This is a genomic window from Camelimonas lactis (assembly GCF_004342915.1).
GTDB lineage: Bacteria > Pseudomonadota > Alphaproteobacteria > Rhizobiales > Beijerinckiaceae > Camelimonas > Camelimonas lactis.
Genome location: NZ_SLWL01000029.1, coordinates 1 through 15,643, shown reverse-complemented (window position 1 = coordinate 15,643; position 15,643 = coordinate 1). Strand labels below are relative to the sequence as shown.

General features: G+C 60.6%; 9 protein-coding genes. 3 read left to right on the top strand and 6 right to left on the bottom strand.

The window, feature by feature from the left end; all coding sequences use genetic code 11:
* Positions 1-68 precede the first annotated feature (68 nt).
* The gene (locus tag EV666_RS17380) at positions 69-1,010 is read left to right on the top strand and encodes a plasmid partitioning protein RepB C-terminal domain-containing protein (RefSeq protein ID WP_132010803.1); all 942 of its coding nucleotides are present in this window, start codon (positions 69-71) and stop codon (positions 1,008-1,010) included.
* A 265-nt stretch (positions 1,011-1,275) separates the two neighbouring features.
* Here EV666_RS17380 and EV666_RS17375 read toward each other — a convergent pair whose 3' ends face one another.
* The 3 genes from EV666_RS17375 to EV666_RS17365 all read right to left on the bottom strand — a co-directional run bounded on the left by EV666_RS17375 (position 1,276) and on the right by EV666_RS17365 (position 9,204).
* The gene (locus EV666_RS17375) at positions 1,276-5,466 is read right to left on the bottom strand and encodes a sacsin N-terminal ATP-binding-like domain-containing protein (protein WP_132010801.1); all 4,191 of its coding nucleotides are present in this window, start codon (positions 5,464-5,466) and stop codon (positions 1,276-1,278) included.
* A 133-nt stretch (positions 5,467-5,599) separates the two neighbouring features.
* Positions 5,600-5,929, bottom strand: coding sequence for a DUF4357 domain-containing protein (locus EV666_RS18710; protein WP_245427064.1), 330 nt, complete (start codon positions 5,927-5,929; stop codon positions 5,600-5,602).
* Positions 5,926-9,204 (bottom strand): TM0106 family RecB-like putative nuclease, encoded by a 3,279-nt coding sequence (locus tag EV666_RS17365; RefSeq protein WP_245514507.1) that lies wholly within the window; start codon positions 9,202-9,204, stop codon positions 5,926-5,928. Before EV666_RS17365 ends, EV666_RS18710 begins: the two co-directional genes overlap by 4 nt.
* Positions 9,205-9,352: 148 nt before the next feature.
* On the opposite strand from EV666_RS17365, the gene EV666_RS17360 reads away from it, so the two are divergent.
* The gene (locus tag EV666_RS17360) at positions 9,353-10,336 is read left to right on the top strand and encodes a helix-turn-helix transcriptional regulator (protein ID WP_132010799.1); all 984 of its coding nucleotides are present in this window, start codon (positions 9,353-9,355) and stop codon (positions 10,334-10,336) included.
* A gap of 20 nt (positions 10,337-10,356) precedes the next feature.
* Positions 10,357-11,025 (top strand): HEPN domain-containing protein, encoded by a 669-nt coding sequence (locus tag EV666_RS17355; RefSeq protein ID WP_245514506.1) that lies wholly within the window; start codon positions 10,357-10,359, stop codon positions 11,023-11,025.
* Here the strand turns inward: EV666_RS17355 and EV666_RS17350 are convergent.
* From EV666_RS17350 to EV666_RS17340, 3 genes are all read right to left on the bottom strand, one after another.
* Entirely contained in the window at positions 11,022-11,741 is a 720-nt protein-coding gene (locus tag EV666_RS17350) for a hypothetical protein (protein WP_132010797.1), read from the bottom strand. The genes EV666_RS17355 and EV666_RS17350 overlap by 4 nt on opposite strands.
* Positions 11,741-13,735 carry a BREX-3 system phosphatase PglZ gene (gene pglZ / locus EV666_RS17345; protein ID WP_132010795.1) on the bottom strand — a complete coding sequence of 665 codons (1,995 nt, stop codon included), beginning with the start codon at positions 13,733-13,735 and terminating at the stop codon, positions 11,741-11,743. The genes EV666_RS17350 and pglZ overlap by 1 nt, the downstream gene beginning before the upstream one ends.
* Positions 13,732-15,643, bottom strand: a 1,912-nt coding sequence (locus EV666_RS17340) for a helicase-related protein (protein WP_165910069.1), incomplete at its 5' end; no start/stop codon positions are given. The genes pglZ and EV666_RS17340, both read right to left, overlap by 4 nt.

Below are 15,643 nucleotides of genomic sequence, written 5' to 3'. Positions count from 1 at the left end.
GGCTGCCCGAGGCGTGGAATCGATGCCCACGATGCCGTGGAATCCATGCCCACGATCGCGTGGAATCGATGCCCATCATCCGTGGAATCCGCACCGAGGGTTCGGGCGAGCGCATCCGTCAGGGGTTCGATAGCCAGTTTGTGACCATAGCGGTGGCAAGCATCGTGCCGCTCAAGACGCTGCCCGAGGGCGCGCGCGAGGGCCGGAGCTTCGCGCAGGTGCTCTCTTCGATCAAGGCGATCGGGCTGGTCGAGGCCCCGGTGGTCATAGCCGACACTTCCAGGACCGGCTCCTACTTCCTGCTCGACGGGCATTTGCGGATTGAGGCGCTGAAGCAACTTGGCATTGTAGAGGTCGAATGCCTGATCGCGACCGAAGACGATACCTATACCTATAACAAGCGGGTCAACCGGATCCCGCCGATCCAGGAGCACCGGATGATCGCGCGGGCCATGGAGCGCGGCGTGCCGGCGGCCGACATTGCCGAGGCGCTGAACCTGCAGGTGGAATCGGTCATCCGGCGCTTTCGCCTGCTCGACGGCATCAGCGCCGAAGCGGCCGAGATGCTGAAAGACACGCCCTGCTCGATGAGGGTGTTCGACATATTGCGGCAGATGTCGGCGGTGCGGCAGATTGAGGCGGCGGACCTGATGATCGGGCAGAACAATTTTTCGATCATGTTTGCCCGCGCCCTTCGCGCGGCGACCCCGGACAATCAGCTGGCGACGGCCAGGAAAGGTAAAGGCGCCGGCATACCGACGCCGTCAGGCCAGCAGATCGCGCGCATGGAGCGCGAACTGGCGGCGCTGCAGACGCAGGTCAAATCGGTCGAAGAAACCTATGGGGTCGACAATCTGCATCTGACGGTGGCGCGCGGCTATGTCGCCAAGCTTTTGGCCAATGGCCGGGTGGCGCGCTGGCTCGCCAGCCACCGCCAGGAATATCTCGGCGAGTTCCAGAAGATCGCCGAAATTGACACGCTGGCGCCGATCGCCGAACCGGACGCCTGAGCAAGCAATGGGGACCCGGACCCGATAAGCGCGGGGACCATGGGAGACGCCGCACTGTGGGGCGGATCGAGCATGGTGGTGGGAATGGCGGCGAACCCGCAGGAAGCCCACCAGGCTGGCCGCCATCAGGTCCAGCCGCCCCGCGGAAGCACCACAAGCTCCCGCATCACAGATCGGCGTGCCGGCGACTTTTCCGGCACGCCGATCGATCACAACAGTGGAAGTGCCGAGGGGCCGTAGGCCTGACGTCGAGCCTTCTCCAGCCTCATGTCGCAGCGACAGTGGCCACGTGCTCTCCAGAACGCCCGTCCTCTGCGGGATTGGCGACGGCAACTAGGTCGAACTCCTCTCGGCCCTTCACCTTGTCGACCAACAACTCTCTCTCGGTCCTTATTGCCTCTGCTCGTGCCGACGGATTCTGCACAATAGTCAGTTGGGCTTGACTGCGCCCTGCCGCGCTAAAGCTGATTCTGTAAATGTGATATCGTTCGCCAAGACTGTTGGCGGCTATCCATTCGTTGTCCGAAAAACGCACGCTGCCGGACTTCGTCTCGATGAACCGGCTGACCAGATCGATCCGATCCGGATCCCTCTGGAATTCGGTGCAATCCTCTTCACTATCAAAGGAGAGATAGTCGCACCCAAAAGCTCTCGATCCTTGCAGGTGGGCAACGAGCAGAGGCCAACGGCCGTCGGCGCGCTCGAACGCCGCTGTCCAATGCTCCGCATCGGCGGCACGGTTGGGATCAGAGCCAATTGGACTTGGAACGTGACCTGTAGGCCCCGCGACCCGCAGCGTTCGGCGAGGGAAGATCGCGCGCACCTGTGATGAATTGTTCTGCGGCTGCCGCTGATGAACGGATAGCTCCACCTCGGAAGGGTCAGATTCGCTTGATACCTGGTTCGGGACGCGATCGTGCTCATCACCCCCACTATCTCCCATCGAAGCGGTTGCCGTTCCGCGCGAATTTGTTCGGGCCGGAGCAGGACCCGAAGCCAAGGTCTCGGCATCTACGTCCGGCGCAAACGGTGAAACAAACGCCTGATCAACGCCACCGATCAACGAGGCAAGTTCGTCCTCGCGAAGTGAAGGCAGAGCACGTTGGAGATGGGCACGACGCAATGCATCGGTCGAAGAAGTCAGGAATGGCACGAAATCTGCACCGCTCTGCAGCTCAAAAAGCTCAGCAAGCCCATCCGCCATTGCATGGCATCCGAGATCCATCATTTCCTCGAAAGAGCCCGTATCGTCGACCGTTATGATCATCGCGTCATCATCGAAGCTGTGACGCCATGGGTCCAACTCCTCTACAATCTTAGCATCATCGATCGCGAGTTCCATTTCGGCGCGGCGCGCGACTTTGAGCTGAACCGCTTCGAAGCGGCGCAGGTGAGTGCCGTCGGGAGATAAAGCCTTTCGCAGCGCCATTATGTAAGGCTTGGAATCACGGAACCGCGAACGTAGAGCTATCGAATCTCCCTCCTCCACCTCGTCCAGCGAGCAAATTCTCAGATTGAGGGCATCCTTCTGCAAGGTTGCAACACCGAAACGTGCCAGGACCTGTTTGGCATTCCGACGAGATGGCAGATCGAGGAGGCGCAGGTGTGGCTTTGCAGCCGAAGGGAAGTCATCACGCTGAGCGTAGTAAACGCCCTCACGATCAGCCCAAACTCGTCGTCCTTCCAGTTGGATAGGCAGTTGGCCCTTGGCCCGAAAGGCGATTCCGTCCGCCCCTCCAAGTTCGGGATCGAATGTTTCGCGCTCCAAGATTTGCAGGAAGAGCCTGCTGCCGACCTCTGGCTTTATCTGCCGTGACGGAAGCGAAGACAGGAGCCGGTAGACGTGTGGTTCTGGGAGATCATCAAGATTGCGAACGACACCGGCGCGCTCCAGACCTCGCCGCCAATGAGCTTTGTCCAGGCCGAACTCCAGCTCGCTCGACGAATTGGCTGCACGTGGCGCCTGGAACAGCGCAGAAAGTACCCCTGGTTCGATCATTGTGTCTCGGGGCGCGTGACGCTGGCCGTCTTGGCAATCGAGCCATGCGCTTGTCTGGATATCGAGATGAACCGTGTTGGGCAGAGTGCCCTCATATGTTCGAAACTTCGATAACCCATTATCTCGGGCTTCTAGCTGCACGCTAAAGGCCGGAACGGGCACAAGCGGGTCGAGACGCGGATCTTGGGCAAGCCACGCCAGAATTGCTTCTGACGGTGCGCCGCTGAGAATTCGGTCAAGCGCCTCAACAGTGTCGTGAGTTGCCTTGGCCGTATAGCCCCAGGACAAGTCCGACCGCTTGACCTCTCTCGACGTGTTTCCGTCGGTGACCTGAACGGTCTCAGGCAGCGTGTCGACGATCGATTGACGCCATTTCTCTGGCAAAGGCTCTGTAATTCTCCGCGGCCATGGATTGATCCCCAGCCACACGAGGAAATCTGCCAAGTCATCCGGCTCTTCGCTAAATCCATTCTCATGTGGCGTGCCGATGAGCAGCTCCGGCTGGCCGGAATAAAGAGCCGCCGTAGTTCGCCCGACTTTTCCGTAGTTCTCAGAGAGGTGTACGGTTGTGATGTCACGCCATTGTCCGTCTTTGCACCGCACCCGAAAGACCCCTTGTGGTCTGTTCCGCGTCCGATCATGCAAGGAATAAACGGTAGCCAGCAGACTGGCTTGCAAGTGATCAGGATTGCTTCGGTTTTTCTTCAGGAGTTCCGAAACTCTGCTGCGAATCGCCGAAATAACGGCCTCCGCACTATATTCGACGACCCGAAATCCCCTAAGCGCATGGATTTTATCGCGGACAACGTTTCCCGACACCTCAGCCAGAAGTTCGGACCAAAGCTCTGGATGGATAAACCGCGCGTTTGCCCAATCGGGAAGCCCATGCCGCTTAGCTTCATCGGCGGGAGGCGGAAATGCCGTGGCTGTCGAAGGCATCTCCTTACCCTTTATGTCGATCAGTAGACGCCGATCATGTTTGTCTTCGGGAAAGGTCTTCGCAATGCCCACAATCGCTTTTGCGCGCTCCGAGAAGCTGAGATCGGCGCTCCGAAGCGTGCTAATAATGTCTTTTGTGTCGACCATTGGCACACCGAGTTCGTGCCTAAGAAGGGCCTCGGTGTTGGCGGCCTTGATCCGGGCAAGTTGGCCGAAAAGCCGTGGCGGAAGGTATTCAGCATATCGGACCGGACCAATTCGTGCATTGACGGCTTTACGCCAAGCACCATCCATGCATTGCACGATAGGCAGGTCTCTTGCCCGCAGCCACGCTGCCTCTGAAACTGGTTTCAGCGCATCGGGAAATTCCTGATGCGCAATGAGCCAGTTCAACGGCTCGGAAATGCGGGCCGATTTACGGAGTTCGGCCAACATTTCGGCGTGAAGACGACCAAGGGCCTGCAGCACCTCGTTGTTGTGCTGCGAATTTTCATTGATGGTCTTGCGGCTAGAGTCGAGTTCCAGCGTAGCGTGAAAGAGGCCAGAAAAGGGTAGCGGCAGAGAGGTCGGGAAGAAGCTGTGCAGTTTGCCCGGCTTGTTCGTTTCATCGCTCCTAATAGCTATGGCGAGCTCGAATTCCCGTTCGTTCTCGCCCTCTCCAATAGATCCCACCTGTTGCCTGACGATCCAATCCTGTGTGCTGGTATCTGGGCCACATTCGAGCCATAGCGATACATCGCCATTGTCCTTCAACTCTTTGATCCAGCACTTCTCATCACAGTCCGGGACCCGAATACGGATCTCTTCCAGCGCCCGGACAAACAAGAGAAAACTGGGCTGGAATTGGCCTGCTTGCTCGATAGCGCGCTTTAATGCACTGGCGCTCCCGAGAGGCGCTGCAATGACCGTATCGTAGCCATCTTGGCGAAGTTTACGGGCATGCTGCACCACGGTCTGCGTACCGCACTCGAGAGTCTCCAGTTCCGTGCCGGCAGCAGGAAATACGAGCAACGGCGGCAAGTTGGGATTGGCCCCGCTGAAGTTGGCCGCAATCTCGGCGTTCTGGCGCGCCAGTTTGGCAACCACTGCACGCGCATGGGTTCGCGAAAATCCCAACTCAAGAGCACCGCTACTGACGATCGGGGCCTCGGTCCAATTCAGGATCGCACGAAATCCTAAGCCTTTTGCGCCGATCATCCGCGCGGCGCGGGTCGGCTTGTCGCTGGTATGGGCGGTCATTAACGACGCTACACCACCTCTGCGGAACGGCTGCCCGGTGTTGGCTACATAAAGGGCCTCCTGCGTCACCTCGATCAGGACCCGTCCAGAGCCGCCCATTTCACTGGCGGCGTCTGCCGCATTCTGAACAAGCTCCAAGAGTTCGCGGCCGGCATAATCTGCCGTGGTCTGCTGTTCGGTGCGTGAATGCCCTAAAAGAAAGGCCGGCTTCTCAAGATACGCCTTACATGTCGATTGAAGCTCGGCGTCAATGAACGCAGCCCAAGCCTCACCTGTCATATGCGCCTCTTCGGCTCCAGCATTCCTTTTTTGGTTCATGGCTTCGTGCGCGTCCGATCTGTTCTACATAAAACCTATTGGCGGTCCATTTTCCCTCAGGACCTAATTCGCCTAAACATCACGAATTGGACCACTAGCCGAATACGTCCTTGATCGTCTTTCCGTCACTTGGCCGGCTCCAGCTCTGGGGCCCGCTGCAATTGCCGTCCTTGACAATTCCACCAGCGACACTCGAGCTGCCGAAGAGATGGTCGCGCGAAAAGCGGTACAAGTCCGGATCAGTATCCGGCACGAGGACCCCCTGCCGCACCAACCGGTCCCGCTCCTCGCGATCCCGCTTCACACGTGGGGTGCCTTCCCGCATTGCCGTTGACCCCTTGCGGACCAGGAAACCCTCGGCCTCAGGGCGGCCATAGGCTTGAGCTTTCTGCGGACGCATCACAAACCAGTCGTTGTCGCTCATGGATTTCTTCCTTCGATTTGTGTGAATTCAGGCAATGCGCATAGCGTGTTGACGAGGCGCATCTGTTCAACGGTGTTGCATTTTGCTTCGCGCAGCCGCGGCGCCCCGAAGACGAGCGCCAGGCCTTTGGCGCGCGAGACAGCGACGTTGATGCGATTGAGCGAGAACAGGAAATCCATGCCGCGCGGGGTTTCCTCGACCGAGGAGGCGGTCATGGAAACCAAGCAAACGGGTGCTTCCTGCCCCTGGAATTTGTCGACCGTGCCGACACGAATGCCAGCGGGTAAGGCGTCCTGCAGGGCATTGACCTGTGCATTATAGGGCGCAACGACGATAATATCGGCGGGCTCAAGGGCGCGCGTTGTCCCATCCTTATCGGTCCAGCTTCCCGAGAGCAGATCGTCGATCGCAGCCTGAATGGCAGCGACTTCCTCGGCTGCGATCTGGGCATTGCCCTCATGGACGACCGGCACCCAGAAAGCACCAGCTTCAGGAAAGCCCGTCCCGCGGACTGCCTGGACGGCTGTATCGGGCGCGCTAACGAGCCTGCCTTCATAGACCTGCCGCGAAATAAACCCGCAGACATCGGGATGCATGCGGCGTGAGACCGGCAGAAAGATGCCGCGATCGGGCGGGATGGTGGCGTGCTCGCCCAGCATCCACTCGAGACAGGAAAGGTTGGCCGGATCGGGATGAGCGCCCTGGATGACCTGCGGCAATTGCCGCGGATCGCCGACCAAAACGATGTTGCGCGCGCAGTGCCCCATGGCGACCATATTGGCCAGCCCCACTTGCCCGGCTTCATCGATGAAGAGCCAGTCGAGCGCCTGCTCGTGCTCGGATCGGGCAAAAAAGAAGGCGGTGCCGCCGATCACATGGGCGCGGCTCCAGAGGGAATCGTCATTGGCCGTCGAGCGGATGACGCCGGTACAGTCGTCCGGATAACCGTCTTCGCCGCTGCTGACCTTGTGGCCGATGCACAGGCCCGGGACAGGATCGTCATCATTTTGCGCGGCAAGACACCCCATCAGCACATTGCGGATCGCCTCATGGCTGTTCGAGGCCACGCCAACACGGTGCCCCTGGCGCACCAGCGCAAGGATTGCCCGCGCGGTGACATAGGTCTTGCCGGTTCCCGGCGGCCCCTGGATGGGCAGCACGGTGCCATCCATGGCGGCGATCGCCGCGATCGTGCCGGTCAAGGGATCGTCGCCATCGAGCAGATCGGCGCGGGGTCCCGTCACCAGACGCGGGGCCGTGCGCGCAAGCAAATCATCGAGCGCCGTCAGTCGACGCACGCCGCATTGATCGTCGATTACATCGCGCAGGGCCGCGGCAATGACGTCCGTATTGAGCGGCCAGTCGGGGTGGAGCGTCAGACGATCGGTCAAAAGATGCGCTTTGGCCGCCCCCGCCTTGATCGCGATGATCCGCTCACTGCGGTCGAGCTCTTCGATGCTGACAGTGGCCGGCGGCCCGTCGATGACCGGAACCGTCGCTTTGCGGCCGGCCCGCAGCTTGGTCTCCTGAAGCGGAAAACGATAGCGGCGCAGCACCGAGCGTTTGACGGATTCTGCCGGATTCATGGCTTCCAGACCGGCCAACGCATCGAGATCGTCGATCAGCTCATCCTCGTCCTTGCCAGCGCTGTCGAAAACCGCCCATTGCGCCGGCTTGGCCTCGCGCTTGTGGAACAGGCCGAGGTTGAACAACATGTCTTGCCGCTCCTGCGGCAGACCGGATGTGGCAAGCTTCGCGCGAAGCGCCTGCGTATCGGCGTCCTCCTCGACTTCCTTGTCGCCGGCATCGATCGCCAGCACCGGCCAGGGCGCGGCGGGACGGATGCTCACCAACCAGTCGCGCAGCTCCTCGGTCGAGATGCAGTCGATGCGGTTATAGTCTTCGATCTCGTCGAGGATCGTTTGTTCGCCGGTTTCTCGCCAGCGCTCATAGGCAACGACCGAGCCGCCGGCGGTTTTGACCTCACCTTCGCGCACCCGGCCATAGAAGGCTTCCATCGACTTGATCGAGTAATTGGCTTCCGAGCCGATCAGCGCGCCGCGCACCACCGCGAAAAGATCGACAAAACGCCGCTCGCGCAGCAGGCGATCGAGAAAGGCCTCGCCGATTCCATATTGGGCGGTCAGCCGCCGCAAGGCGGTGATCTCATAGGGCGCATAGTGATAGATGCGCGCTTCGGGATGGGCCGCGAGCCTTTGCCGGAAAAACTCCAGAAGGTCCGCCAAGGCCCGCGCTTCGGCGCCATGGTCATGCGCCCAGAAAGCCTTGAACTGGCCGTCGAACCAGACGCCATGGAGATATTCGAGACCGCCTTCGTAATGCGGATCGCCCTCGATATCGTAGAAAAGATCGCCCGGCTGCGGCGCGGGCAGAAGATCGAAGCCTTTGCCGGGTTCTGCCTCGCGCAACTCGAAGGCCGGCGCCCCTGTCTTGCGGGCGTGCTGCAGGCGCGCCTGCGTCACCAGCCGTATCCGGGTGGTCTCGGCCATGCCGCGGATGGGATGATCGAGCCCGGCCAGCCGCTCCATGGTGGTGATGCCAGCCGCCTCGAGCTTCTTGACCTGGGTCCGGGTAATGTTGGCGACGTTGAACAGGCTATCCTCGGCCTGCCACTGGCTTTCGCAGTGATCGCCCCAGCGGCACAGCCCACAATCGGCACAAGGGATCGGCCGGGTCGGCGCCGGGTTTTCCAGGAAAGCCTCGAGCCGCTGACGCGCCATGCGCGCATAGGCCTGATAGTCCGCGAGCCGTAGCTGCGCCCGGCTGCCATCACCGAGTTCGACATGGGCAAATTCGGGGGCAACGCCCTGAATCTCGGTCAGCAAATCCGAGTAGAGCACGAGCTGCAGCACATGTTTGGGATGGGGCCGCCGCTTAAGCTTGGTGTCAGTGACTTCGTAGCTGAAGGGGCCGAGATCGGACGGGCGCTCGACGCGCTCGAGAAAGTCCGACCAACCGCCCCAATTGTCGCCCAGCAGCGCCCCCTGGAAGACGATCTGCGGCCCGCTTGCCAAAGCCTCCCGGGTTGTCTGCGCATTCTCGGCAAGATCGGACCGGTCGATTTCGATGACCGACACATTCGATGCCTTGAGCTTGGCCAGATGGGCAGCTTCGTGGGCATCGCCCTGCTTCTGGAGCAGCGCGGCATCTTCGGTATCTTCGCGCGGCACTGGCCCCTTGCCATGCATATAGGCGAGATCGAGCGCGGTCGCGTGAGCGCAGCCCATGAACCGCATCAGATCTGATGCGGACAAGAGTATCCGATCCCCCTCAATAGTTCGCATTACCGCCCCCTCGTCGAACGCAATCTCCAACAAGACTTGCATCTCGACAGATTGCACGTTCAGCCATAGCGTGCGTGGGTGTCAATATCTGACATAGTCTGTGACCAGGATTTGGATCATGTCGTTCGCCAAGGCTCAGGACCTGATCAGGCTGGCGCGTCTGGCCGCCACGCGGCGGATGGGCATCGGCCTCGATGAAATCTGCGAGGAATTCGGCATTTCGCATCGCACGGCGCAGCGCATGACCGATGCGCTGGAGACCGTGTTCACCAATGTCGAAGCGGTGGATGGTGACGACCGCCGGCGGCGCTGGCGTGTTGCCGACCCCGTGCTCGACCGGCTTCAGACCCGCCAGGAAACGGCGGTCGAAGCGCTGGAGATTGCCGGACGAACGGCGCGCGGCGATGGCCGGCTACGCCACGCGGCGGCCCTTGAAGACCTGCGCGACGGATTGCTGGCGCGGCTGACACCAAAGGATGCGCTGCGTACCGAAGCCGACGTCGAGGCGGTCCTGTTGGCAATGGGTTCGGTGACGCGCCCCGGCCCGCGCGTCAATCTGGCGCCGGCGGTGCTCGATGCCGTAATCGAGGGACTGCGCGGCCCGTTTCGTCTGCGGCTGCGCTACCGCGACGAGGATGCGCCTGAACGGATTATCGAGCCGCACGGGCTGCTGCTGGGCCATCGCAGCTATCTGGTGGCGCGCCAGCCGGCGCGCGGCAAAGACATGCTGAACTTCCGGATGGACCAGATCCTGAGCGCCCAGACCCTGGATGAGAGCTTCAGCCTGATGCCCGGCTTTTCGCTGGAGGACTATGCGGCGCAATCCTTCGGCGTCTATCAGGACCCGGCGCAATATGACGAAGTCATCTGGCGGTTTGCGCCGCATGCCGCAACAAGGGCGGCCGAGTTCTGCTTTCACCCAAAGCAGACCGTTGAGGTGCAAGAAGATGGCGGGCTCATCGTGCGCTTTCACGCGGCGGGCTGGCTCGAGATGGCGTGGCATCTCTATCAATGGGGCGATGCGGTTGAGGTTATCGCGCCCGAGGGGCTGCGCACGCTGGTCGAAAATCACCGCAGGGGCGATTTTGGCGCCCTGCCATAAGGCAACAGGAACGAAGCGGAATGACCACAAAGACGGGCCTCACCCATGCAGAACTGAAAACCAAGCAGCGCGCGATCCGCGACAGCTTTCCGGAAACGATGGGCCTGCGCGTCCATCGCGCCATCAGCTGGATCGGCCGCGCCGAGGCCTGTGATGATGATGATGGCAAATTCATCTTCCTGTGGATCGCCTTTAACGCCGCATATGCCGACGAAGGTGAATTCCAGACCATCCAGCCGGGCGAACGCGCCGCCTTCGCCGATTTCTTTGGCAAGCTGATCGCGCTCGACGAGCAGCGCCGCATCTATGGGGCGATCTGGCAGCGCTTTTCGGGACCGGTGCGGCTGCTGATGGAGAACCGCTACGTTTTCAATCCGGTCTGGCAGCACCATAACGGGATTGCCGGCTTCGAGGACTGGGAAGAGCGTTTCAAAGCCTCTTCGCGCGCCTTCGCGCAAGCCGTCCAGAGCGGCGACACCCAGCGCGTGCTCAGCTTCGTCTTCGACCGGCTATATGTACTGCGCAACCAGCTCGTTCATGGCGGCTCGACCTGGAACAGCGGCATCAACCGCACCCAGGTCCGCGATGGCGCGGCGATCCTCGGCTTCCTGATGCCCGTCTTCACCGACCTGATGATGGACAATCCCGACAAGGACTGGGGCAAGCCCTTCTATCCCGTTGTTCCCTAAACGTCGACGAGCGATACAATCTGATTGCTCGCGCTATCGATCCGCAACTCGACTGTCGGCGATTGCGAGAGGAGATAGGTAATCGAATCGCCGAGGCTGAATGGATAGAGCGCACGGTGGGAAGCAAGAGTCGCGACCGGCAACGCGCGATCAGAATACCGCAAACAAGCTTCAGCGATCCAGGCCGCCACCGGCAATTCGCCCAGATCAGTGGGCTTTCCAAGCACGATCCGCTTGCCTTTGTCGGTCCGCACGATTGCCCCCCAGTCTGCCTGAGATTGCAGCACCATATTTGTCATGCGACGGGTGCCTTCTCGCTCGCCATAAATCTCCGCCATGCGCCGATGGACTTCGGCGGAGGTACAATCCCCCTGGAGCGCGGCCAGACGGCCAACAATCTCCGCCACTTTTCCAAAGAACGGATAGGTAGCTAGGGCCATGCCCCAGGTGAGCACCGGAACGGAAATATCCGGAGCATCCCGATAGAATTTTACACCGCGATCGGCGAAACCGATCAGGTCGGGCCGAGGGTCCAACCACAGGCGGTTAAGCACGGTCCTGGTCTTCTTCTTGGCCGCTATGCCGGCGTGCGAGGCATCGAGCATCGCCTCAAGGTCATCAAGCGTGGCTATACCTGCTCTGATGCGGAGGGCAGTAGCGGCCCAATCCAACTGTATGAAACGATCAAATCCAATTTGCGGGGACGGCGAACTCATCAAATCGCTTTCGGCATGTTAATTTTTATAAAAGGAACAATGAGCTCCTCGACTGATATCCCCCCATGCGCGACAATCTGGTCAGCTTTCGGAACGAAGGCGCCGCGCGTACCCGCGTATAGCGGCAAGAAGTCCGGCGGTAGGCCGGGACTATCGAACCGGAAGGCATCAATGTCGGCTGGAACCGACGATGCCAAAGTTTCACTGCGATAGGTTCGAACCCTTTCGCCCTTGAGTTCGGAAACTACGCCCTGACCAAGACGACCAATGCCTTCAGCATCGACATTGCCATGGTCAGCAGTGAGGTAAATCACATATCCCTGTTCGGCGAGGAGCAGGAATAGCTTTTCGACGAAACCCGTATCGCACCACGCACCGATCTGTCCGGCGATACCGCGCTTCCCCAACATCGCGCCGTGGACGATCTCATCGATCATATCGACGACGATTCCGGCAACCTTCGTTGCCGGCCGGGAGATAGCTTCCTCCAATTCAGCCAGTTGCTCGTTTCGCTTCAGACCTTTCTGATAAATGATCTCTGACTTGCGAAGGCCGTTCTCCTGCCAGAAGCGATCCCACAAAGACGGTTCCCGCGCCGTCGTTTCGATCGAGTTCGCGAACTCTCGGGGCTTGAGACCCGAAAATAGGGCCTGCCGTGACACAGAGGTCAGCGTTGGCAGCCACGCGAAACACCCGCCTTCCTCCGCTGAGAAACCGGGCACGCGTGCGGCCAGATGCTCCCGGATCTGAATCCACTGATCCATGGCCAGACCGTCGAACACCAAAAGAGCCACCCGTTCTTCGCCGGCATTCCGACGTAAGGCCAGATATCGCGGCACGTGATGAACCATCACCGGGCCCTTTGCCGCAGGAAGCGATGGCAAGTCGGCGAAATGCTGGAAAAGCCAATCCTTCAACCGCTCATCCGCGTCACGCTGCAAAGTGCGGACTTGCTGCTCTATGGGTTCGGCCACTCCCGCGTTCAGTCCGTTGAAGCGCGAGATCACCTCTCCGAGCCGACGCGCCATTTCCACCCAATCGCGATGCGTTGCCTCAATCGTGGGCAGGTCAGCGGCGATCTTCTTCACACCTGCGGAGACAAGGTTGCCGAGTGCGTGGGGGTCATCAACCAGACCAACTTTGACCCAGTCTGGCAAATCAGCCGTTGAACTCGGTGCACCGACGGGCTGAAGGGCCCCTTCGAGGAACATGGTGTCGATGATGACCCTGACGTCGGGATGTTCAAACGGTACTGAGACGCCCGGCAATGCCTCAACAGTCTTGTCGTTCGAGCACCGATCGCTGCGGATCCCATACTGCGACAAGAAGCGGCCCCAGGCATCCTGCACCGCGCGCACCATATAGCTCTTGGACGAGAGCAGCTCAGCGATAGGCAGGTCGCCAAGGCGGGAGTCCTTCAAGATCCCCTCAACATGCCTAGCGAGCAGTTCCGGCAGCCCAGCGCCGCGGTAATGGAGCCGCAAAACCTCTCGCCAGAAGTCCTCGGGCCTGCTGAGCAGGTAAGGGCTGATGCGGAAGATATGGGTCAGGATGAAGTCCTTGGTCGCTCCTTCTCCCAGCGGCTGAGTGGCGTGTCTGTTGTGTGCCAGAAACAGGGTTTCATGGTGCTCGGAGTCCACTTGCCGGATTACGCCATAGCTCAACCTCGGAAACAGGTCGGCCAGGCTCAGGCTGACCTTGCGGCCCATCCGGACGTAGTCCCAGGGAAGCGCATTGAGATCAGTCCCGCGCAGTTGAAGGACGAGCGCCTTTGATGTTCCCTCCTCGCCGCGATCCCAAGCCGCCCGGTAGCGCTCTTCGTATTCCGTTCTAAAGGCAACGGAGTCTTCGAAGGGCAGTACTTCGAAACCCCGTTCCCGCAGACCATGCAGAATACGCTCATCCAACAGGAGCTCATCCGGGTCACAAGCGATCCAGAAGCGGGAAAGATCGGCAGGAAACTCCTGCAGGATGCGATCAGTCCAGGCGCTCATGATGCAGCCGTTCCCGGTTCGCCGACACGCAACAGGAGAACGGCGTTCAGATCGGGCGTGTATGCCTCGGCGGCATCCAGCTGCGCCATGCGGGCGTCATAGTCGGCACGCAGACGCTTGCGACGGTAGTCCCGGACTGTCTGGAGCCCGACCCGGCCAATGGCCTGATGCCGCGCATCGTAGGCGTACTTGGCACGTTCGCGCTCTTCCTGGATGCGGGCCCTATGCTCCTCCACCATGTCCGCAAAGATGCGTTCGCCTTGGGTGAGAGCGGCATTCTTTGAGCGGTCAAAGCAGCCGTTTGCATCTGCGGCGGCGACGGCTCCGACAGTCTCGACCCGTTCCGTCAGAAGAAGATCCCAGATCCGCTTCGCTGTCGGCAGGAAGGTTCGCCCTTCGTCGTTCACGAAGACGGATAGGAAGCGCCGTCGGCTGAAATCATCGGCGGACAGGCTGATCTCCCACAGCGACCATACGCCCCGGACACTCTCCGGAAGGCCGGCAATCCGGACGGTAGGAAGCGGTTGACCCGAAACGCAGCGCGGCAGATCGCTGATCACTGCCCGAGCCCGGGGATCCTCAAGCGTTACCCATTCCACATCGGGCCGCTCCTCGGCTGTCCTCGCGTCGAAGCAGACCTTGGTCGACTCGCTGCCGTCCACCCAACGTACCCGCCAAACATCGGCTTCTTTGACGGCGTCTCCGCCGCGCGCGGGTAGTCCGGTCGTGATCGCCCGCTCCAGCCAGAACTGTGCCGGGTGGTCTCTCCACTTGCGGGCATCGTCCGCATCAAGCTGGTGCTCATCCGACAAGAGCTCGCTGCTCTTGCGGCTTTCCGCGATGGTCGACCGAAGCTGCGACACAACTGCGTCGCATTCGCTTTCGATGGCGTCTGGGTTCTGAAGCCCCTGGACAAAGAGCTCATCAAACAGCGGCTCTGCTTCGACCGAGTCCATTACGTCGGCGGCCTTATCTACGCCGAACTCTTCGGCGATGACCGCGAGCTTCGTCTCCAGAACCTCGCGCACGCGATGCTCGACCGTGTCCTCCAGGACGAAGTTGATTGCGCGCACCACGTGCGGCTGCCCGATACGGTCGACGCGGCCGATGCGCTGTTCGACCCGCATAGGGTTCCACGGCATGTCGAAGTTCACGATGACGTGGCAGAATTGGAGGTTCAGACCCTCGCCACCAGCGTCCGTCGAGATCAGAATGCGGATATCGCGAGAGAACGATTGCTGCGCCCAGGTTCGGGCTTCTAGATCCATGCTCCCGTTCAATGTGGCGACCGAAAAGCCGCGGCTTTCGAGGAAATCCGCAAGCATTGCCTGCGTAGGCACGAACTCGGTGAAGATCAGCACCTTCAGCTCAGGATCGTTCTCTTCCTGCTGAAGCTTGTAGATCAGCTCGAGGAGCGCCTCAGCCTTGGCGTCCGTCCCCTGTGCCTCCGTGGTGCGGGCCAGGTCGAGCAGCGTTTCGACCTCGGCCTTTTCCATCTCCCACCCCTTGGTCTGGATGGCGAGCTCAACCTGGGTCTGCCCGTCCAGCTCAGCCCACTCATCAACGTCGGCTGTCTCGAACAAGGATGGCTGAAGCTGCGGCTGGTCCAGCAAGGCTTGGCGTTTTTCGAGGGTCGCCCGAATGGCCGCCGTGCTGGATGTCACGAGCCGTTGCATCAGGATCATCAGGAATCCGATGTGCCGCTGCTTCGCGGCCATGGCCTGGTTGTAGCCGTGGCGGACATAGTCGGTCACGGCCTCGTAGAGCTTCTGCTGGCTCGCATGGCGGTCCTGCCACGCCACTGGATGGAGTCGGGTTGCGTGTTCCACGGGATGGTGGGCACTGATTCCACCGGATGATGGGCGCGCGTTCCACGCGATCATGGGCAGCATTTCCACGGCATCGTGG

Bases quoted from the DNA above. Each gene is read 5' to 3' on its own strand.
- EV666_RS17380 (WP_132010803.1), top strand. From the start codon at position 69: ATGCCCATCATCCGTGGAATCCGCACCGAGGGTTCGGGCGAGCGCATC.
- EV666_RS17375 (WP_132010801.1), bottom strand. From the start codon at position 5,466: ATGACAGGTGAGGCTTGGGCTGCGTTCATTGACGCCGAGCTTCAATCG.
- EV666_RS18710 (WP_245427064.1), bottom strand. From the start codon at position 5,929: ATGAGCGACAACGACTGGTTTGTGATGCGTCCGCAGAAAGCTCAAGCC.
- EV666_RS17360 (WP_132010799.1), top strand. From the start codon at position 9,353: ATGTCGTTCGCCAAGGCTCAGGACCTGATCAGGCTGGCGCGTCTGGCC.
- EV666_RS17355 (WP_245514506.1), top strand. From the start codon at position 10,357: ATGACCACAAAGACGGGCCTCACCCATGCAGAACTGAAAACCAAGCAG.
- EV666_RS17350 (WP_132010797.1), bottom strand. From the start codon at position 11,741: ATGAGTTCGCCGTCCCCGCAAATTGGATTTGATCGTTTCATACAGTTG.
- pglZ (WP_132010795.1), bottom strand. From the start codon at position 13,735: ATGAGCGCCTGGACTGATCGCATCCTGCAGGAGTTTCCTGCCGATCTT.